21 protein-coding genes are annotated in these 19947 nt (G+C 63.6%); 6 read left to right on the forward strand and 15 right to left on the reverse strand.

Annotated features, from left to right (window positions below; translation table 11 throughout):
- The 14 genes from AC1DMA_RS13995 to ribD form a co-directional block, all read right to left on the reverse strand.
- A complete protein-coding gene (locus AC1DMA_RS13995) occupies window positions 1–1422 on the reverse strand; it encodes a multicopper oxidase family protein (protein ID WP_478144570.1) in 1422 nt (473 codons plus the stop codon).
- A gap of 11 nt (window positions 1423–1433) precedes the next feature.
- On the reverse strand, window positions 1434–2801 hold the full coding sequence (locus tag AC1DMA_RS14000) for a TolC family protein (protein ID WP_478144571.1): 1368 nt from the start codon (window positions 2799–2801) through the stop codon (window positions 1434–1436).
- A gap of 105 nt (window positions 2802–2906) precedes the next feature.
- A complete protein-coding gene (locus AC1DMA_RS14005; protein ID WP_478144657.1) occupies window positions 2907–3227 on the reverse strand; it encodes a hypothetical protein in 321 nt (106 codons plus the stop codon).
- Between the two features lie 132 nt (window positions 3228–3359).
- Complete coding sequence (gene dmeF, locus AC1DMA_RS14010) at window positions 3360–4346, reverse strand: CDF family Co(II)/Ni(II) efflux transporter DmeF (protein WP_478144572.1); 987 nt, start codon at window positions 4344–4346, stop codon at window positions 3360–3362.
- Between the two features lie 10 nt (window positions 4347–4356).
- The gene (gene tolA, locus AC1DMA_RS14015; protein WP_478144573.1) at window positions 4357–5325 is read right to left on the reverse strand and encodes a cell envelope integrity protein TolA; all 969 of its coding nucleotides are present in this window, start codon (window positions 5323–5325) and stop codon (window positions 4357–4359) included.
- Window positions 5326–5328: 3 nt separating this feature from the next.
- Window positions 5329–5766: an ExbD/TolR family protein gene (locus tag AC1DMA_RS14020; protein ID WP_478123569.1), complete on the reverse strand. Its 438-nt coding sequence runs from the start codon at window positions 5764–5766 to the stop codon at window positions 5329–5331.
- Between the two features lie 16 nt (window positions 5767–5782).
- Window positions 5783–6496: a protein TolQ gene (gene tolQ, locus AC1DMA_RS14025; RefSeq protein WP_478123568.1), complete on the reverse strand. Its 714-nt coding sequence runs from the start codon at window positions 6494–6496 to the stop codon at window positions 5783–5785.
- Window positions 6493–6957, reverse strand: a complete 465-nt coding sequence (locus tag AC1DMA_RS14030) for a tol-pal system-associated acyl-CoA thioesterase (RefSeq protein ID WP_478144574.1) — start codon at window positions 6955–6957, stop codon at window positions 6493–6495. The genes tolQ and AC1DMA_RS14030 overlap by 4 nt, the downstream gene beginning before the upstream one ends.
- On the reverse strand, window positions 6954–8153 hold the full coding sequence (locus tag AC1DMA_RS14035; protein WP_478144575.1) for a pyridoxal phosphate-dependent aminotransferase: 1200 nt from the start codon (window positions 8151–8153) through the stop codon (window positions 6954–6956). The genes AC1DMA_RS14030 and AC1DMA_RS14035 overlap by 4 nt, the downstream gene beginning before the upstream one ends.
- A complete protein-coding gene (gene nusB / locus AC1DMA_RS14040; protein WP_478123565.1) occupies window positions 8150–8683 on the reverse strand; it encodes a transcription antitermination factor NusB in 534 nt (177 codons plus the stop codon). The genes AC1DMA_RS14035 and nusB overlap by 4 nt, the downstream gene beginning before the upstream one ends.
- Window positions 8680–9144: a 6,7-dimethyl-8-ribityllumazine synthase gene (gene ribH / locus AC1DMA_RS14045; RefSeq protein ID WP_478144576.1), complete on the reverse strand. Its 465-nt coding sequence runs from the start codon at window positions 9142–9144 to the stop codon at window positions 8680–8682. The genes nusB and ribH overlap by 4 nt, the downstream gene beginning before the upstream one ends.
- A gap of 28 nt (window positions 9145–9172) precedes the next feature.
- Window positions 9173–10336 (reverse strand): bifunctional 3,4-dihydroxy-2-butanone-4-phosphate synthase/GTP cyclohydrolase II, encoded by a 1164-nt coding sequence (gene ribBA / locus AC1DMA_RS14050; RefSeq protein ID WP_478144577.1) that lies wholly within the window; start codon window positions 10334–10336, stop codon window positions 9173–9175.
- The gene (locus AC1DMA_RS14055; protein ID WP_478144578.1) at window positions 10333–10986 is read right to left on the reverse strand and encodes a riboflavin synthase; all 654 of its coding nucleotides are present in this window, start codon (window positions 10984–10986) and stop codon (window positions 10333–10335) included. The genes ribBA and AC1DMA_RS14055 overlap by 4 nt, the downstream gene beginning before the upstream one ends.
- Before the next feature lie 44 nt (window positions 10987–11030).
- Complete coding sequence (gene ribD / locus AC1DMA_RS14060; RefSeq protein ID WP_478144658.1) at window positions 11031–12173, reverse strand: bifunctional diaminohydroxyphosphoribosylaminopyrimidine deaminase/5-amino-6-(5-phosphoribosylamino)uracil reductase RibD; 1143 nt, start codon at window positions 12171–12173, stop codon at window positions 11031–11033.
- A 143-nt stretch (window positions 12174–12316) separates the two neighbouring features.
- Between ribD and pilV the strand changes: the two genes are divergently transcribed.
- The 6 genes from pilV (at window position 12317) to AC1DMA_RS14090 (ending at window position 19425) form a co-directional block, all read left to right on the forward strand.
- Window positions 12317–12916, forward strand: a complete 600-nt coding sequence (gene pilV / locus AC1DMA_RS14065) for a type IV pilus modification protein PilV (protein WP_478144579.1) — start codon at window positions 12317–12319, stop codon at window positions 12914–12916.
- On the forward strand, window positions 12917–13870 hold the full coding sequence (locus AC1DMA_RS14070; protein ID WP_478144580.1) for a PilW family protein: 954 nt from the start codon (window positions 12917–12919) through the stop codon (window positions 13868–13870).
- The gene (locus AC1DMA_RS14075) at window positions 13867–14481 is read left to right on the forward strand and encodes a pilus assembly PilX family protein (RefSeq protein WP_478144581.1); all 615 of its coding nucleotides are present in this window, start codon (window positions 13867–13869) and stop codon (window positions 14479–14481) included. The genes AC1DMA_RS14070 and AC1DMA_RS14075 overlap by 4 nt, the downstream gene beginning before the upstream one ends.
- Window positions 14482–14663: 182 nt before the next feature.
- On the forward strand, window positions 14664–18461 hold the full coding sequence (locus AC1DMA_RS14080) for a pilus assembly protein (RefSeq protein ID WP_478144582.1): 3798 nt from the start codon (window positions 14664–14666) through the stop codon (window positions 18459–18461).
- Window positions 18458–18892 carry a type IV pilin protein gene (locus AC1DMA_RS14085; RefSeq protein ID WP_478144583.1) on the forward strand — a complete coding sequence of 145 codons (435 nt, stop codon included), beginning with the start codon at window positions 18458–18460 and terminating at the stop codon, window positions 18890–18892. The genes AC1DMA_RS14080 and AC1DMA_RS14085 overlap by 4 nt, the downstream gene beginning before the upstream one ends.
- Window positions 18889–19425, forward strand: coding sequence for a GspH/FimT family pseudopilin (locus tag AC1DMA_RS14090; RefSeq protein ID WP_478144584.1), 537 nt, complete (start codon window positions 18889–18891; stop codon window positions 19423–19425). Before AC1DMA_RS14085 ends, AC1DMA_RS14090 begins: the two co-directional genes overlap by 4 nt.
- A gap of 52 nt (window positions 19426–19477) precedes the next feature.
- Here the strand turns inward: AC1DMA_RS14090 and nrdR are convergent, their stop codons facing one another.
- On the reverse strand, window positions 19478–19921 hold the full coding sequence (gene nrdR, locus AC1DMA_RS14095) for a transcriptional regulator NrdR (RefSeq protein ID WP_478123555.1): 444 nt from the start codon (window positions 19919–19921) through the stop codon (window positions 19478–19480).
- Between the last annotated feature and the right edge of the window lie 26 nt (window positions 19922–19947).

Consider the following 19947-nt stretch of genomic DNA (forward strand, 5'->3'; position numbering starts at 1 on the left):
TCAGTGGCCTTCGTGGCCGCTGTGAGCTCCATGACCGCCGTGGCCCTCATTGCCTTGATGACCTTGGTGGGTGGTTGGCTTGCGTGCGTTGACCGCACGTGAGCCTGCCGTCGGGGCCCGACCCCGCACAGCATCCGGGAGCTCACCTGTGTATTCCCTCGCGACCGTGCCGGCGGGATGCTTGAACCATCCCGGATCGCGATAGTCGCCCGGCTTCTGGTTGTCGCGGACCTTGACCACGCTGAACATGCCGCCCATGCCGATGGCACCGAATGGACCGGTGCCGGTCATCATCGGCAACGTGTTGTCCGGCAGCGGCATTTGCATCTGCGTCATGTCATGCATGCCGCGGTCGCCCATGTGCATGTAGTCAGGGATGAGCCGGGTGATCTTCTCGGCGACGCCGCGGCCGTCGACGCCGAGCATGGTGGGCACGTCATGGCCCATCGCGTTCATGGTGTGATGCGACTTGTGGCAGTGAAACGCCCAATCCCCGGCGCTTGCATTGAACTCGAACGCTCTCATCTGCCCAACCGCTACGTCAGTCGTCACCTCGGGCCAGCGGGCAGACGGCGGCACCCAGCCGCCATCGGTGCCGGTGACCTCGAAATGGTGTCCGTGGAGGTGCATCGGATGGTTGGTCATCGTGAGATTCCCGACGCGGATGCGCACCCGGTCGCCCGTCCTGGCGACCAGCGGATCGATGCCCGGAAACACGCGGCTGTTCCAGGTCCAGAGGTTGAAATCGAGCATGGTGTTCACCCTCGGCGTCGCGGCGCCGGGATCGATGTCGTAGGCGGCGAGCAGGAAGACGAAATCGCGATCGACCTTGAACATGTCCGGCTCCTTGGGGTGCACGATGAACATGCCCATCATTCCCATCGCGATCTGCAGGGTTTCGTCGGCGTGAGGGTGGTACATGAAGGTGCCTGGCTTCTGCAGGACGAACTCATAGACGAAGGTCTTGCCGGGTGCGATCGCCGGTTGCGTCAGCCCGGTCACCCCGTCCATCCCCGACGGCAGCAGCATCCCGTGCCAATGGATGCTCGTCGGCTCCGGCAGCCGGTTGGTCAGGAAGATGCGAACACGATCGCCTTCGACGGCTTCGATGGTCGGGCCGACGCTCGTGCCGTTGTAGCCCCAGAGATTCGCGTTCATGCCCGGCGCCAGTTCACGCACCACGGGCTCGGCGACGAGGTGAAACTCCTTGACGCCGCCTTTCATTCGCCATGGCAGCGACCAGCCGTTGAGGGTGACAACGGGGTTGTAGGGGCGGCCTGTTTTCGGGACCAGCGGCGGCTGCGTGGCCGGCGACGGCTGGACGGGAGCTTCCGGCAGGGAGGCAGCACCGATGCGGCTCACGGCGCCCGTGCCCAGCGCCGTCGCGCCGGCGGTGCGGAGAAAGTTTCTGCGGTTGTTCATTGGGTGGTCTTTCAGTTCTGGCCCGGCGATCGGCCCGGCGATTGCCCCGTCAGTGCCGTCTGAAGGTTCGTTTCGGCAATCCAGTAATCACGCAGCGCATCGATGTACGCCGTGATGCTGGTGATCTGCTCTCGCGCATCGGCCAGAAGCTCGAAGACGCTGATGAGCATGCCGTTGTAGCGAAGCAGGTTCTCGTCGGAGATGCGCTTCTTCAGCGGCACCACCTCGTCGCGGTAATGCCTGGCGAGGTCGTAGGCCGTGCGATAGGCGGCGTACGTTTCCCGCACTTCCGATTGCGCATTGAGCGCCACTTCCGAGGCGCGCTGCATCGACTGCATGTAGATTGCTTCGGCGCGTGCGGTGCGCGTCGTTCCGAAATCGAAGAGCGGCAGTTCGAGTTCGATGTCATACCCGTTCTCTCGCGCTTCGCCCGTCTGGCTCTTGTTGGCATAGCCCAGTTGCAGGACGTTGACCCATCGCGTCGCCTGCGTCAGGCCGAGTGCCTTCGCGCTGGCTTCGGATCTTCGCTTGGCAAGCTGAACGTCAAGCCGCTTGTCCATCGCCGTCTGTTCCGCGTCCTTGGGTTGCATCGGTTCTTTGGGCAGGTCCGGCAGGCGCTCGGGAAGCCGGAAGGCGTTCGGACCGCCCGGCAAGCCGAGCAGCCGGACCAGGCGCTCCCGATCGGCGATCGCCTGATGCTGGGCGCGGGCCAGCTGCGAAATCGCGTCCGCATGGAAGGACTGCTCGCGCATCTGCGACAACTTGTTGAAGTTGCCGGCCTCGGCCATGCGCCGTGCCAGTTCATTGGAAGCGTCCGCGGCTTCCTTGACGCGCTCGTAGTACCTGACGAGGTCCTGCGAGGCCACTGCGCCGAAGAACGCCTTGCGCGTGTCGGCGGCAAGCGCCACGGTGCTGGAAGCCGCTTGGTACTGGGCTTGTTCGAAGCGGCGTTGCTCCACCTCCTGGGCGAGAGGCATCGTCAGCAGGCCCAGGATGTTGAACAGGATGGAGCGGTCGATTTCGGTGACACCGCCGCCGCTCAGCCGCCCGAAGCTGAATGATGGATTGGCGAGGCGCCCGGCCCGCACGAGGTCGGATTCGGCGATGCCGAGATCGGCATAGCTGGCCTGCAATCCGGGGTTGTTGAGAAGCGCGAGTTCAACCGCGCGGTCCGCCGTAAGCGGCTCACCCAGGATTTCGCTGGTGCGCCTCTGGACGGAGTCGGCGTCCGAAGGCGTGCGCTGCCATTTGGCAATTTGCCCGGTGCGCTCCTTCGTCAGTTCGGCGACCTTGTCAAAGCCGCCGTCTTTCGAGAAGGAGGCGCAGCCAGCAAGAACGAGCAGCGTCGCGCCCGCAAATGTCTTGACGTAGATTTTCATTTTGGAAGCATCTGAATCGTTGGCGCGGGCGCGGGCCCGGCCAACCATGGCCCGCGCGATGGACGCGCGAGCGCCTTGTGGCCTCGCGGAGGAGGCCCTGTCAGGTCAGATGCTTCGTGGAGGGCGTTCCTGGCGCTCCGGGAGATAGCCCGGAGAGGGAACGCTAAGGGCCGGAAAGACGACCGGCGCAAGGTCCTGCGGCGCTGGCACGCTGGGCCAACTGCTCGCGAGCGGGGTCAGGGAGCACAGGTCGCAGCAGAGGTTGCATTGCTGGGACGTCTCTAAGGAATTGCCGTGCTGATCGTGAGCATGTTTCGCATGTTTCGCATGTTCGGCGTGATCGCCATGGGCGTCATGGTCGCCATGATCGGCTGCAGCGGCCGATGCGTGCGCCTGCACAGGCGCGTGCATCTGCGGTTCGGCCATCGCACCCCGCAGCGGTAGCGACACGGCGAGCAGAAGCAGCAGGAAGATGCGAAGGAATTTCACTGGAACGATGGGAGCGCAGGGCCGCAAATCTAAAGCTTGCCACTGTGGCAAGGTCAAGGACTCGCTGGCCTACGTCCGATCAGGACAACGGTTGATTTCGATAGTGGCATGCACGACCTCCTCATGCACCGACAGCCAGCTGCGAACCGCATCGGGAGTCAGCTCTTCATCGTGAGTGACCACGCTCACGGCGCAGGCGTAGGTCGCCTTGCCGACGCGCCAGACGTGGAGGTCGGTCACGCGAGTCTCGGTCGCGTGACCCTGTTCTTCGATGACTTCGCGGATTTCGTCGACCACCGGATGATCCATTTCGCGGTCGAGCAGTACCTTGCTCGTATCGGCGATCAGCCGCTTGGCCCAGAGCGCCACGACGATCGCACCCACGATGCCCATGACAGGGTCGAGCCAGGACCAGCCGTAGAGCCAGCCGCCCACGAGGGCGACGATGGCGAGCACCGATGTTGCGGCATCGGCAACCACGTGGACGTACGCCGACTTGAGATTGAGGTCGTGATGGTGTTCATGACCGTGCTCGTGCCCGTGCCCGTGCCCGTGCGCAGGTGCGTGAGCGTGATGGTCATGATGCTCACCGCCGTGATGATGGGCAGCCCCCAGAATGAATGCCGACACGATGTTCACCAGCAGCCCGAGCGCACCAATGACGATGGCCTCGCGGTAGTGGATCGCGGCAGGGGAAATGAGCCGCTCGACCGAGCCGGCGACCATCAGCGCGGCAACCACCAGAAGAAAGATCGCACTGGCGAATCCGCCCAGCACTTCGATCTTCCAGGTACCGAAAGCGAAGCGTCGGTCCCTGGCGTGGCGCCGGGCGGCGGCGTAGGCGAAGGCGCTCAGCCCAATCGCGACCGCATGCGAACTCATGTGGAAGCCGTCGGCCAATAGCGCCATCGAGTTGTAGGCCCAGCCGGCAGTAATTTCGGCCACCATCATGATGGCCGTGATCCACATCACGAGCTTCGTGCCGCGTTCGCCGGCGGCGTTGCCTTGATCGAACTGGTGGTCGTGTTGCCACGGGCTCAGGTCGTGGGTGTGCATTTGATGGTCTTTACCGCTTGGGTCTGAGGGCCACCACGAGCCGTGGCGGCACGGTGCCGTCGACGTCGCGTGGAAGCTTTTCTGTTTTCTGCAGCGCGCGCAATGCGGCCTCGTCCCAGTTAGGCAAGCCGCTCGACTTCGTGAGGGTCGGCGTGCCGACGATGGTGCCGTCCGGCGCGAGCCGGATTTCGAACTCAGCGGCGGGATTGCCTGAGACGAGATCTGCGTCCGGGAACACGACGTTGGGCCGCACGGCCGCGGCGACCTTGCCGCCATAGCTTCCGGAAGGTCCCGAAGCCTTCGCCGCCGCACCTTCGCCACCCGTACCCGCCATTGCCTGCATGCGCTTGAGCGTCGCCGCGCGATCCGCAGCGGCTTGGGCCGCTTGCTTGGCTTCGGCTTCCTTCTTCTTCGCGGCTTCGGCCTGCTTGGCCTCGGCTTCTTGCTTGCGCTTCAGTTCGGCCTGCTTCTGTTGTTCTTCCTTCTTGCGCTCGGCTTCGTCTTCTGCGCGCTGCTTCGCTTCGGCCTCTTTCTTTTCCTGCGCTGCCTTCTTGGCGGCGTCGAGCTTCTTCTGCTGCTGTGCCTGCTGCTCCAGTTCGCGCTCCTTCTGCTCTTTTTGTTCCTTGAGTTTCTTCTCGCGTTCGAGGGCGATGTCAGGCGCGCGCGGCGTCGGCGTGGGCTCCGGCGGCTTCACCGCTTGCGGCGGCGGAGGCGGGGGCGGCGGCGGAGGAGGGGCGGGAGTCGGCGTCGGCACCGGTGGCGTAGGTGTTGGCGCGACAGCTCGCGGCGCAGCCTGCTGAACCGTCGATGACCACAGCTCGGCTTCCACCGCGTCGTTCTCGGCTTCCCGGCGCCAGTTGACGCCCCAGGTCAGGGCGGCGATGAGCAGCGCATGCGCGATCAGCGCCAGCACCACCGCGCGCAACGTGCCGCGCTGCGGCGGCGGCGCGAATTCGGGGCGATCTGAGGCGAGCGACATGCCTTACTTCGCGCCCGTGGTCTGCACCGACAGGCCGACGCGCTCGATACCGCTGCGCTTGAGCTGGTTCATCGCCTTGACGACGGTCTCGTACTTGACGGTCTTGTCGGCGCTGATGACCACCGGGCGTTCCGCGTCGCCGCCTTGCGCCGTCTTGGCCGCCGCGCCGATCTGTGTCATCGGGATCGAGCTGCCACCGCTGCCGGTGGACGGGTCTTTCTTGATCTGCACTTCGTCGTCGCTCTTGATGACGATCTCGATCGGCTTGTCGGGCTGCTTGTTGGCGCGATCGACCGTGGGCAGGTTGATCACGCTCGGCGTGATCAGTGGCGCGGTGACCATGAAGATGATCAGCAGCACCAGCATCACGTCGATGAACGGGACCATGTTGATCTCGTTGATCGTTCGGCGGCCGCGGCCGCGGGAGGACATGGCTGGCATGGCGAGGTGCTCCGCTTCAGCGGCCGGTGGCCGCGGTGACGGACGCCGGATGCACGTGCGCCGTCAGGTTGCGCTGAAGGATATTCGAGAACTCTTCGATGAAGGTCTCGAGTGCGATGGCGATCTTGTCGATTTCGCGCGCAAAGCGGTTGTAGGCGACCACCGCCGGAATGGCCGCGAAGAGCCCGATGGCAGTCGCGACCAGCGCTTCGGCGATGCCGGGTGCGACCGTCGAAAGCGTGACCTGCGCAAGCGCGGCGAGCCCTGTGAAGGCATGCATGATCCCCCACACGGTGCCGAAGAGGCCGACGTAAGGCGAGACAGAGCCGACGGTTGCGAGAAAGGAGAGGTTCTGTTCGACAGCGTCGAGTTCTCGCTGGAAGCTCGCGCGCATGGCGCGGCGTGCGCCGTCGAGCAGCGTGCCCGTGTCCGACACGTGGCGCTCGCGCAGCTTTTGGTATTCGCGCATGCCGGACGCGAAGATGCGTTCCATCGGGCCGGCGAACTTGGCGTTCTGCGCGGCCGAGGAGAACAGTTCGTTCAGGCTCGTGCCGGACCAGAAGTCGCGCTCGAAATCTTCGTTGAGCGAACGGGTTCTCTTCAGCGCAAAGTACTTGCGGAAGATCGCGGCCCAGCTCGCGACGGAAACCACGATGAGCAGCAGCACGACGAGCTGTACGGGGATGCTGGCATGCAGCAGCAGGGAGATGATCGAGAGGTCTTGATTCATGGCTTGAGAGGTTGAGACATGGAGCGGGCGTAGCGCTCGAGGGTTCCCGAAACTTGAGGGGGGATGCGCGCGGGCCGCAGTGTGTCGGCCAGGACCCAGCCGATGCGGATCGTGCCTTCGCACAGGAGCGTGGCGTGCGCCATCTCGCCCTCATCGGCGTCTTGCTCTGTTTTTGATAGCACGCGCTGGGCGATTATGAGTGACGCGGAGCCGATCTGGCGAAGCTCGGCTGTAACGAGCAGTTCATCGTCGAGCCGTGCCGGGCGGTGGTATTTGAGCTGCGTTTCGCTCACGACGAAGATGCCGCCGGTTTCCTCGCGCAAACGCCCTTGGGCAATGCCGAGCGAGCGCAGCCATTCGGTGCGCGCGCGTTCCATGAACTTGAGGTAGTTGGCATAGAACACGATGCCGCCCGCATCGGTGTCTTCCCAATAAATGCGGATGGGCAGCGCAAAGCTCATGCGGGAACGGCGGCGCCCGCCCAGGCTCGCAGCCGCGCAATCGATTCTTCGAGGTGCGCCATCGAGCTGGCCGTCGAAAAACGGATGAAGCGCGACGTATCGGCAGCGCCGAAGTCGCGGCCCGGAGTGACGGCGACGTGGGCCTGCTTCATGGCTTCGAAGGCGAAGTCCCAACTGCCGGAGATGCCGAGCTTCTCGGCAAAATCGCTGCAGTCGGCCCAGGCGTAGAAGGCGCCGTCGGGCACCACGGGCACCTTGAGGCCGAGCGCGTCGAGTTGCGGAATGAACCAGTCGCGCCGCGCTTTGAACTCGGCACGGCGGCGTTCGTATTCGGTGATGCTCTCGGGCTCGAAGCAGGCAAGCGCGGCGTATTGCGACACCGTGCTCGCGCAGATGAAAAGGTTCTGCGCCAGGCGTTCGATGGCAGGCACCAGCGAGTCCGGCACCACCATCCAGCCAAGACGCCAGCCGGTCATGTTGAAGTACTTGCTGAAGCTGTTGATGCTGATGACCTGGTCGTCGATGGCGAGCGCGGTCTGGCCGAAGGCATCGTCGTAAGAGAGGCCCAGATAGATTTCGTCGACCAGCGTGATGCCGCCGCGACGGCTGACGACCTCATGGATGCGGCGAAGTTCGTCGGGTGCGATCGATGTGCCCGTCGGATTCGAAGGCGACGCCAGCAGCACGCCGCGCGTGCGGTCGGTCCATGCGTCTTCGACCTTGGCGGCGCTGAGCTGAAAGCGCTCGGCAGCGGTGGTCGGCACCAGCACCGCGCGGCCATCGGCGGCGGTGACGAAATGGCGGTTGCAGGGATAGCTCGGATCAGGCAACAGCATCTCGTCGCCGGCTTCGATCAGGGCAAGGCAGGCCAACTGCAGCGCGGCCGAAGCGCCAGCCGTGATGACGATCCGGCGTGCCGGCACTTCGACGCCAAATCGTTGGGTGTACCAGTGGCTGATGCGCTCGCGCAGGTGGTCGAGGCCAGTGGCCTGCGTGTACTGCGTTGCCCCGGCGCGCACTGCGCGGGCGGCGTGTTCCTGCACCAGCGGAGGTGCCGTGAAATCCGGCTCGCCGATGTTGAGGAAGATCATCGGCCGGTCGGTGAGAGCCACTTCGCGAGCGAGCTTGGACGCCGCCTTGGCGACCTCCATCACATAGAAAGGTTCGATGCGCTCCGCGCGCTTCGAAATCCTCATGGCTTTGCCTTTCCGCTCGCGCGATCGGCCTCGACTTCGAGCGCGCGCAATTGCGGTGCAACGCCGTTGAGCACGGCATTCACATACTTGTGGCCGTCGGTACCGCCAAACTCCTTGGCGAGCTCGATGCATTCGTTCAGGACCACGCGCCAGGGCACGTCGGGGCAATTCTGAAACTCATAAACGCCGATCCACATCACGGCATGCTCGACCGGCGAAATCTCCTCGAGCTTGCGGTCGAGCAGCGGCACGATCAGTGCGTCGAGCTGTTGCGCAGTCTCGATCGATCCATGCAGAAGCGCGTCGTAGTGCGCAGCGTCCGCCTTGTGAAAGCCGGCCAGATCACGCGTGAATTCGTCGATCGCCGCCGGTTCGTTGTGGCCTACCAGATGCTGATAAAGCGCTTGCAATGCGAACTCGCGAGCGCGGCTGCGCGTGGATTTGGCCGAAGCCTTTCGCGCGCCGGTGCTGGTGAGGCCCGTGCGGGTTTGGCGTGGCTTGCCGCCCGGGCTTTTGGTGTCTTCGGTCATGAGAGGGTGGCGAGCAGTCGCGCCATTTCGACGGCGACGCGCGCAGCGTCGCGGCCTTTGTCGGTCTGGCGCGCGATCGCCTGTTCGAGGTTTTCGGTCGTGAGGATCGCGTTGGCGATCGGAAGGCGATAGTCGAGCGCCAGGCGGCTCACGCTGGCGCCCGATTCGTTCGCGACCAGTTCGAAGTGATAGGTCTCTCCGCGAATGATGCAGCCCAGCGCAACCAGCGCGTGATAGCGGTTACGCTCGGCCAGCGCCTGCAGCGCGACAGGGACTTCGAGCGCGCCGGGCACGCTCACGTGGTCGATGTCGGATTTGGCGACGCCCAGCGCGGCAAGCTCGCCCAGACAGGCCTCGGCAAGCGCATTGGTGATGTCTTCATTGAAGCGCGCCTGAACGATGCCGATGCGCAGCCCCTTGCCGTCCACTTCGAGGTCGGCGCCCTTATTGGCGTGCTGCATCAGGCGTTCCGCCTTGCGTGTGGGTGGTTCATTGTTCGTCGTCCTTGGAGAGGTAGCCGGCGATTTCGAGCCCATAGCCCGCCGCCATGCTGGGCATGCGACGCGGCGTGCCCAGAAGATTCATCTTGTGCACGCCGCATTCACGCAGGATTTGCGCGCCGATGCCGTAGCTGCGCAGGTCCATGCGACCGCGCTCGGGCGCCTGCGCCGGGCGCGCGGTGCCGTCGAACTGCGACAGCAACTCGGCGCCGGTTTCTCCGCAGTTCAGCAGCACGGCAACGCCTTTGCCTTCGGCCGCGAGATGCGCGAGGCTGGCATCGAGGCTCCAGGAGTGCAGGGCGCGATTGCGTTCGAGCGCGTCGAGCACCGAAAGCGGCTCGTGCACGCGCACGTCCACGGTGTCGCTGGCGTTCCATTTGCCGCGGACCAGCGCCAGGTGCACGCCGTTGCTCGGCTTGTCCTTGAACGCGTGAGCGGTGAAGGGGCCCCAGGCGGTCTCGATTTCGCGGCATCCCACTTTTTCGACCAGCGATTCCGTGCGGCTGCGGTGTTCGATCAGGGCAGCGATGGTGCCGATCTTGATGCCGTGCTCGGCCGCGAAGAACTGCAGGTCGGGCAGGCGGGCCATCGTGCCGTCTTCGTTCATCACCTCGCAGATCACCGCGGCTGGCGAGCACCCGGCCATGCTGGCGAGATCGCAGCCCGCTTCGGTATGGCCGGCCCGCATGAGCACGCCGCCGTCGACAGCCTGCAGCGGAAAGATGTGCCCCGGCTGGACGAGGTCGGCAGCGACGGCATTCGGCGCGACCGCCGCCTGCACCGTCCGAGAACGGTCCGCCGCCGAGATGCCGGTCGTCACGCCTTCAGCCGCCTCGATCGACACAGTGAACGCGGTGGAATGCTTGGCGCCATTGCGAGCCACCATGGGCGGCAGCTGGAGCCGCTCGCACATTTCGCGCGACAGCGTGAGGCAGATCAGCCCCCGGGCATGGCGCGCCATGAAGTTGATGGCCTCGGGCGTCACGTGGTCGGCCGCCAGGACGATGTCGCCTTCGTTCTCGCGGTCTTCCTCGTCGACGAGGATCACCATGCGGCCGGCGCGCAGCTCGGCGACGATGTCCTCGACCGGCGAGATGGATGCCGGGGCGCGGACGCCCCGCGGGGCTCCGATGGGCGTGACGGAGGCGTTCATGGCGCGTTGTCTTTCTTTGGGAGGGGAAGGGCGCCCGCCTGGAGCATGCGCTCCACGTAGCGCGCCACGGTATCGATTTCGAGGTTGACGCGGCTGCCTTTCGTGAGGCTGCCGAGGGCAGTGTTTTCGACCGTATGGGGGATCAGGTTGATGCTGACTTCGCTTCCGTCCGGGCCGTCGCTCACGCTGTTGACCGTGAGGCTGACGCCGTTCACGGTGATCGAGCCCTTGTAGGCGAGGAAGCGGGCAAGGGCGGGCGGAGCCAGTACGCGAAGCTCCCAGCTTTCGCCGACCGGCGCGAAATGGCTGACCGTGCCGATGCCATCGACGTGGCCGGACACGATATGGCCCCCCAGCCGGTCATTGGCGCGCAGAGCCTTCTCGAGATTGACCCGCGCGGCTTCTTCCGACAGCCCGGCCGTCTTGTCGAGCGATTCGGCCGAGATGTCGATGGTGAAGAGTTGCTGCGGGGGATCGAGCGTGGTGACGGTCATGCAGGCGCCGTTGAGCGCGATGCTGTCACCGAGGCCCACGTCGTCGAGATAGCCGTCAGGCACCGCGATGCTGAGCCGCTTGCCGTGGGATGAAGAACTGCCGAGGTCGTGGACTGCGGCGATGCGCCCCACGCCGGTGATGATTCCGGTGAACATCCCGGCATTTTCGCAGAGATGTGGGGCGCGGCGACGGGCACGCCTTAGAAAGCGTCCCGGCCTGCGATTCGGGCCAGGATCCGGATGTCGGCTCCGAAGCGATCGACGGAGCGGAAATCCAGCGCGAGGGCCCCCGACAGCGCGGTCAGTGGCCCTTCGGCAAAGGGGTGGCTTGCCATTTCCAGGCCGTCGCCGAGAAATTTGGGCGCCAGGTACAGCAGCATTTCATCGACCAGTCCTTCGCGGATCAACGAGCCGTTGAGCTTGTGACCGGCTTCCACATGCAGTTCATTGATTTCGCGATCGGCGAGGTCGCGCAGCATGGCGGAAAGATCCACCTTGCCATCGGCGTTGGGCAGGACCGTGATCGTGGCACCCCGCGCCTCCAGGGCTCGGGCTTTGGGCTCGTCCCTGCTCGCGGCGTAGATCCAGATCTTGCGGCCCGGGACGCCGAAGATCTTCGCCTCGGGCGGCGTTTGCAGGCGGCTGTCCACCACCACCAGATGCGGTTGTCGGGATGTTTCGACCAGGCGCACGTCCAGGCGCGGGTCGTCGTCGATCAGCGTGCCGACACCGGTCAGCACGGCGCTCGCTCGCGCCCGCCATGCATGGCCGTCAGCGCGGGCGGGTTCCGAAGTGATCCATTGGCTCACGCCATTGGTGAGCGCCGTCTTGCCGTCGAGCGAGGCCGCAACCTTGAGGCGCACCCACGGCGTCTTGCGCACCATGCGGCTGAAAAAACCGATGTTGAGTTCGCGCGATTCCGCGGCGCCAGGCCCGACCACGACTTCCACGCCGGCGGCGCGAAGACGCTCGAAGCCCTTGCCACCGACGAGAGGGTTCGGGTCCGAGACGGAAGCAACCACACGGCGAATGCCCGCCGAGACCAAGGCGTCACAGCAAGGGGCGGTGCGGCCGTGATGCGAGCAAGGCTCCAGCGTGACGTAAGCCGTCGCGCCCGCGACCGAATGACCTCTTGCAGCAGCGTTCTGCAAGGCCATCACCTCGGCATGCGGGCCTCCCGTGCGCTGCGTATGGCCGATCCCGATGACCTCGCCTGCGGCGTCCGTCAGGACGCAACCCACGCGCGGATTGGGATCGGTGAGATAGCGCGCTTCGAACGCGAGTTGTTGCGCAGCGGCGATCTGCTGTTCATCGGCATTGAGTGGGGGCACGGAAGCAACCATGTAGTCGAACGGAGTACCGCGGAGCGAGAGTCTGAGGGACATCGCGGGACGCACCGGCCGAATCATACGAGCGGTAGAAAAACCGGGATGAACGGCGAAGGCTCGTCATTAGACTGCGCGGCCAAAGAGGGAGAGGAAAAATCATGGCGTTAAGCAAACGTCCGGCCGGAGGCTTTTCGCTGATCGAGGTGCTCGTCTCGATCGTCGTTCTCAGCCTTGGATTGCTGGGCATGGTGGGGATGTTGTTGACATCCGTGAGGAGCACCAGCGAATCGGCGTCGTTCACCGAAGCGGTCAACCTCGTGCGTGAGCTTTCGGAGAAGACGCGCGTCAACAAGAATGTCGCGGCGCGAAATGGCCGGGCCAATCCTTATCTGGTCGACTTCAAGAGCACGGATGCGCTTCCGGGGCAGGGCGACACCTGCGTCGGCATCGATGCCGCATGCGACGAGGCGAGCCTGGCGGCCTGGGATATGGAGCAGTGGCTCAGTCGTGCCAGACGTGCTCTCCCGCAGGCCCACGTGGTGGTGTGCTTCGATGACGCCGTGGTGAGCGACGACAGCGACGACTTCCGGTACGCATGGAACTGCAGCGACGAGGGCCGCAACCTCGTCGTCAAGCTGGGCTGGGTGCCCCGAATCGGCAGCGAAGACGAAATGGCCCAGCGAGAGCCTCGCATCGTCATGCAGCTGATTCCGGGGCATAACTACGGCGATACCGAGAGCGACGGCGGGAGTTCCTGAATGGAGTCTCGATTGCGGCAACGCGGCGTGACGTTGATCGAGCTGATGATCGCCATGGCGGTCGGCTTGGTCATCGTGCTCGCTGCCTCGACGGCTTTTCTCGCAGGAAAGAGGCTGTTCAACACCAGCGCCGACGCCCAGGCGGTCCACGAATCGCTTCGCTTTGCGCGTCATGTGGTGCAGGGGCAGCTTCGTCAGGCGGGCTACTCGGACTATGCGCCTGACCACCTGACGCAGGGTGTTGTCGTCGGCGGCGGCGACGCAGCGCCGCTCGATGGTGCCGATGGTCTTTTCGACCTTCCTGTCGTGGGTGCCAGCAACACGGCAGTCGGCAAGAACGGCAACAGCTTCGGAGAGGACGACACCGACCTGAGCGCGGGCAACGACTCGCTTGTCGTTCGCTTCTTCGGCCGCAGCAGCGCCAACGATGCCGGCAAGGACGACGGGACCATCATCGACTGCCTGGGTGTGGGTCACGCTGGACCTGCCGAGGCTTCTCCCACCGGTGGCCGTGTGTCCAGCTTCTTCTTCGTGGCTCCCGCGGACGATGGAGAGCCCGAGCTCTACTGCAAGGCGCCATCCAGCACGGGGTCCTTGTATTCGCAGCCCTTGGCGCGCGGTGTCGAAAAATTCAAGGTCGTCTACGGGCATGACGGCGACGGCGACGGCGTGCCTGATGCGTGGCTCGAGGCCAGGGAGATTTCGGCCAAAGCTGCGGGCGGGGGGAGCGTCAATGGCGAGTGGCGCAAGGTCGTGGCAGTTCGCGTGGGCGTGGTGGCCCGGAGCAGTCGCCCCAACGGCGATCTGAGACAGGTCAGCGGCGAAGACTATCGGCGCTACCCACTGGGCAAGGGGTTTGAGAAGATCTACTTCGATCCGCCGGACGATGGGCGCTTTCGTGCCGTTGCGACATTCACCGTGAAGCTGCGAAACGCAGCGAGGAATCCCGCATGAGTCGCGAATCGGGCTTCTCGCTGATCGTCGTGCTGCTCCTGTTGATCGTCGTCACCGTGTTGGGGTTGGGTGCGGCGCAGCTTTCGGTCGTCGATGAAGTTGCGGCAAGGAATGATCGAGACAGGGAGATCGCCTTCCAGGCCGCGGAGGCGGCATTGGTCGATGCCGAACTCGATGTTCTGGGACCGAACAAGCACACCTCTTCGCGTCTTTGCCTGTTCAACAGCAAGGATGTGGCGGCGTTCGTCCCGGGGTGCGGCAGCGCCGGAAATAACCAGGGCCTTTGCGCTCCCGCGCAAAGCGGCGCAACGCCGGCGTGGATGCGCGCCGATCTCTCGCCTGAAAGCCGCACATCGGTTGAATACGGCGCCTTCACTGGACAGAAATACGTGACCGGCACAGGCGCGACACCCGCTGCTCCGCCACGCTACGTCATAGAGGCCATGCGCAACAACGGGGGGTGGGAGTCCGATCGCCTTCAAAGCGCGAGTGCCGGCAAGACGACTTATCTATTTCGGGTCACGGCCATCGGGTTTGGTGTCAGGAAAGAAACGCAGGTGGTTCTACAGACGAGTTTGCACAAGCCAACCGTCAGTAGCGGTTGCCCATAAGAAGATCAGCAAGGGAGTTGAAATTGTTCGGGATTCGAGAGAAAGATTTGAGAAGGGCCGCCTTCGCTATGGCCCTTTATGTCGCCGGCATGTCCACATGGGCTGCTAGTGTTCAGGCTCCGCCAGACGCYGTCCTTCCGGATCTGCCGCTTTACGCCGCGTCATCGCCAGTCAAGCCCAACATGGTGTTGGACCTCTCCGTCACATCTTCGACAACAGGAGCTGCGTATCGAACCTCTTTCGACATCAAGGCGGCCTATGTCGGCTATTGGGACCCGATGGGGTGCTACGACTATTCGACGGCGGACGGGTATTTCAAGCGGACCGCGACGGCGAGCATCTCGAATGAGGCCATTGCCTGTTCGGATCAATGGAGCGGCAACCTGTTGAACTGGGCCGCCTCGTCCGCCGTGGACATGTTGCGATACGCGTTGACAGGCGGCGATCGTGTGAAAGACACACCGAGCGCCACCGTGCTCCAACGCGCGGTGCTTCCGTCCGACTTCTATAACTCGAGCCATTTCTCCCAACGGTCTGTGGAGGGCCATCTCGACAAGTTGACGCCATTGGTCGCGAAGAGGGGCGTCGAGAAAGACGGCACTTTGCACTTTTCCAATTGCAGCAATCTTTTGTTCGTGGGGCCGACGTCGTCCGGAACATGCAGCAACCCAGGAACGGATCAGAGTTTTGGACCTGATGGATCTGGGCCGTATCTGGCGCGCGTCGAGGTTTGCTCGACGTCGGAAGGCCCCGTTCGCAGCGACCTTTGCGTGAGATATCCAAATGGCAAGTTCAAGCCAGCGGGCACGATCCAGGCGTTTGCAGAAAAGATGCGCTTCGCGGCTTTCGGCTATTTGATGGACCAGGGCAATGCCCGTTACGGCGGTGCCCTGCGTGCGCCAATGAAATTCGTGGGCCCGACGACGGAGAGCGACAAGTTCGAGAAGCTCGCCAACGCCGAAGCCGAATGGGATGCCGATAGCGGGGTGTTCCTGGCAAACCCCCTGTCGAGCAGCGAAGGGACCAGCGGCGTCGTTAACTACATCAATCAATACGGACGCACCGGTTCTGCAATCGCCAACTACAAGGATCTCGACCCGGCCGGCGAGATGTATTACGAGTCTCTCCGGTATTTGCAGGGGCTGGAACCGACGACCGCTGCCACCAGAAACATCACTGCAGCAATGGGAGACGGATTTCCTGTTTACAACGAGACGAGGCGCTGGGGCGCAGGTGCAAAGAGCGGTTGGGATCCTATAGTCTCAAGCTGCCAGCGCAATCATGTTGTTGTGATCGGAAGTCCTTACACGGACCATGACGGCTCTCTTCCAGGGCTGATGACGGATGGACTCGACGGATGGGCCGGGCTTCGCCAGGTAGAGGCAGCGGATCCTGACACTGCCTTCTGGTCGAGGATCGTCGGGGCATTCGAGAACAATGAGGCTCTTTCATACCCTGGTCCTTCGGGAAGCAATGCCACTTTGATGACGCGCGGCAATGATGCCGGGCCGCGCGCTATTGCCTATACCGATCATCTTGCGAACAGGCAAACAATCACCTCTGCAAACATCGACACCTTGGATGTCGGGTCCGACCAAGGATCATTGGGATGGGCAGGATTGGCCTATTGGGCCAACACGCAATCCATTCGGGGCGATTACCCGGGCGTGCGCGTCAAGACCTACGCCGTCGACATGGACGAATCGGGCTCGGGCACCATGGGTGAGAAGCAACGCGGCAGTTCGTTCTATTTGGCCGCAAAGTACGGCGGCTTCGACGACAAGAACAACGATGGCAATCCATTCGTGACTTCCATCGGAGCGGGCGCCGATGAATCCTTTTCGAATGCCGAATGGCAATCCGGGGTCGACGACGACGCAAAGCCCAAGCCGGCCAAATATTTCCTCGCCGACGAGCCTCGGAAGATGGTCGCGGCCGTTCGCAGGATTTTTGCGAGTGCAAGTGCCGGCGCGTCGAGCGTGAGCAGCGGGAGCCCTGCAGGGGGTGCATTGTCGAATTCGCGCATTGCGTCCACCGGGGGGACGCTTTACGTTCCTCAAGCGGACAGCACGCGATGGTCTGGCTCGGTGCTCGCCTATAAGTTGCGCCATGAAAACGGTGCAGCAGGCCAGGACGCCACGCCGATCTGGAATGCTGGCGATCGACTGACCGGCAACCTTCAGGCGAATCCGCCGATCCAGGCTCGCGACCCTGATACACGGCGCATCTTCACCATGCTCAGTTCCGGCGCCGGCGCTGAATTCACCTGGAATGCGCTGAAGGAAGACGCCACGTTGAAGGGTCGCCTGGACACGGAACCCTATTCCGCGACAGGTACAAAAGACAATCTCGGCGAGGCCCGCGTCGACTATCTCCGCGGCGATCGTTCGAAGGAAGCCGAAGGCGGCAATGGCCAGTTCAGAACACGTGATTCGGTCATGGGCGACATCGCGAATGCTGCCCCACTGTGGGTCGAAAACGCCGCTGCGCAGGCTGTGTACGTCGGCGCGAACGACGGCATGCTCCACGCGTTCGCAGCCGATAGCGGCGACGAATTGTTTGCCTACGTGCCACGTGCGTTGCACGCAAGGCTCGGCGCCTACACCTCGCCTGACTACGGCCACCAGTCCTATGTCGACGGCAATTCCGTCTCAGGTGAAATCCAATCGGCAAACGGATCGGCGAAGACGGTGCTCGTCTCTGGCATGGGCGGCGGCGCACGCGGCGTCTTCGCACTGGACATCTCCGACCCGGCGCGCTTTTCTGAAGATCGGGTGATGTGGGAGTTCACGGGGGCCGATGACCCGGACATGGGGCACGTCACTCAGGCGCCGCGCATCATGAAGTTTCGGACAGAGGCGGCCGCGGCTGGCCAGGCCGGCGTCTATCGATGGTTTGCCGTGGTGCCCTCGGGCTTCAACAACGGCAATCCGAACAAGGCAGCGGCTCTGTTCCTGCTGGCCTTGGACAAGCAAGCCAACACGCCATGGGTGATCGAGAAGGATTATTTCAAGATCGTGCTGCCTGATCCGGTCGATGCGACTGTCGTCAATGCGTTGGGTCCGGTGGGCGACTACACAAGCGCAGACAACACGACCCTACTGCTCTTCGCCGGCGACACCCAAGGCAATTTGTGGAAGTTCGATTTCACCAAGAGTGCGCCGTGGAACGAGTCGGCCAAGTCTGGCGCGCTGGCACTGAGCGGTGCACCGCTCATGGTCGCGAAAGACGATGCGGGCAAACGGCAGCCCATCACAATTGCGCCGGAGGTGGGTGCAGGGCCGAACGGTGGTGCGATCGTGCTCTTCGGCACCGGCAAATTCGTCGAAGTCGATGACCTGACCAGCCGCAACACGCAGACGCTCTACAGCGTATACGACACCGGCATGGCCATCTCCGACAGCGAGACTCGCACGCACTTGCAGCAGCGACAGGTGAAGGCCGATATCGAGCACGCGGGTCAGTTCACCATCTCCGGCGATGCCTTCGTCTACGGCAACTACAACGCCAAGACGCCGCACCGTCGAGGCTGGTACTTCGATCTGCCGGACGCGGAGAGCCAAGGAGAGCGCCAAGTTTCCCAAATGTTGCTGAGCGATGGCTATTTGGTGTTCAACACGTTGATTCCGGACTCGAACGTTTGCGGCCTGGAAGGCAACGGGGGCGGCGGGCACAGCTGCGCGGTGAATGCGATGACCGGACTGTCATCGGGCAGCACCTGCATTCCGTCCACCGTTGGTGTGCTCGGGGCGCCGCTGTTGATCCAGGAAGGCGAGGGCGCTTTCAGCTCGACCGATACCTTTGGCCGGCGCATCGAGCGCAAGAAGGTTTCTGTCATCAACCTCGGTTCGGGAGAGGGCTCCCGTCCGGGGAGTGCAATCGTCAGCCCTATCGCAGGCGATGCAGGCGGCGTGATCTCGCAAATTGCCGGCCGTCTCAACTGGCGCGAAGTGCTCAACTTCAAGGACATCCGCAAATGAAGCACTCGGCTACCGAACGGCCGTGCTTGTCTGGCGGCTTTACGCTGATCGAAATGCTGATCGTGGTGGCGCTGGTTGCCATCCTTGGCGCTATCGCCTATCCGTCGTACATGGATTCCGTCCGAAAGGGTTGGCGCGCTGAAGCTCGTACCGCACTCATGCAGGAAATGCAGCAGCAGGAGCGCGTCTACACGCAGCGCGCAAGGTACAACAAGGCGCTGTACAAGACAGGCTCGGGCGACAGCGAAGGCACCAGCAAGTACGAGATCGCTCTCGGCGCATGCGACGGACGCGATGACCCTGACCATTGCATCCGCCTGACTGCCACTTTGAGGGCCGGCTTCTCCGACCCTGCCGTAGGCAACATCTGGCTCGAAAGCACCGGAGTCAAGGGATGCGACGGCGACGACCAAAGCAGGTGCTGGCAATGAACGCACGCTTCTTTCGCCCTGCATATCGCCGCGGTGCCCGCGGGTTCACATTGATAGAGATGATGATCGTCGTTGCGCTCGTCGCAATCCTGAGCGCAGTCGCCGTTCCCAGCTTCAGGGATCTGCTGCTCAATCAACGTCTCGCCTCGACCGCGAGCGATTTCATTGCTGCATTGAGTCTTGCGCGATCGGAGGCCATGAAGCGTTCGCAAAAGGCAACGCTGACCGCAATGAGTCGCGACTGGAACAATGGATGGGAGGTGACCACTGCGGTTGATGACGAGTCGGCAGTGCTGCGCACATTCGAAGCGCTCAGGACTGGAATCGAAGTCGATACCAGCACCGGCAACGGCTTCGACAAATCGATCACCTTCGATGCCAATGGCTTCTCGCGAGCGAGCGCTGGGTGCGTGACATTCAGGGCATCGACGGGGCGACGCAGTTCCGTCGTTCTGTCCGTAGCGGGCCGGGCACGAATTTGTGATCCCGACAAAAAGGGCAACTGCGGCGGGGGCGTTTGCGGCAAGGGATGACCGCTCCGGGGCCCTGCGCCCCCTTGGACTGCAGGGTTGAGGTTGACTCTCGCTAGATGTCTCTGAGCAACTGCCTGAACTCGTCCACGTCCTCGAAGCTGCGGTAGACCGAAGCAAAACGGACGTAGGCGACCTTGTCCAGTCGCTTGAGCTCGCGCATCACGAGCTCGCCCACTTTCGTCGATTCGATCTCGCGCAAGCCGCTGGAAAGCAGCTTCTGCTCGATGCGCAGCAACGCCGTGTCGATCTGCTCGATGCTGACCGGGCGCTTGCGCAACGCCAGCATCATCGAGGCGCGGACCTTCGCGGCCACGAAGTCGGCGCGGCTGCCGTCCTTCTTGACCACGACCGGAAAGTTCACGTCCGGCCGCTCGTAGGTGGTGAAGCGCTTGTCGCAAGCGCTGCACTGCCGGCGACGGCGGACGAAGTCGCCGTCCTCCGAAACGCGCGTCTCGACGACCTGCGTTTCGAGGTGGCCGCAGAAAGGGCATTTCATGCGGCGGCTCCGCCGGGCACGGCAGT

The sequence above is a fragment of the Variovorax sp. 05N34 genome, from assembly GCF_056397405.1.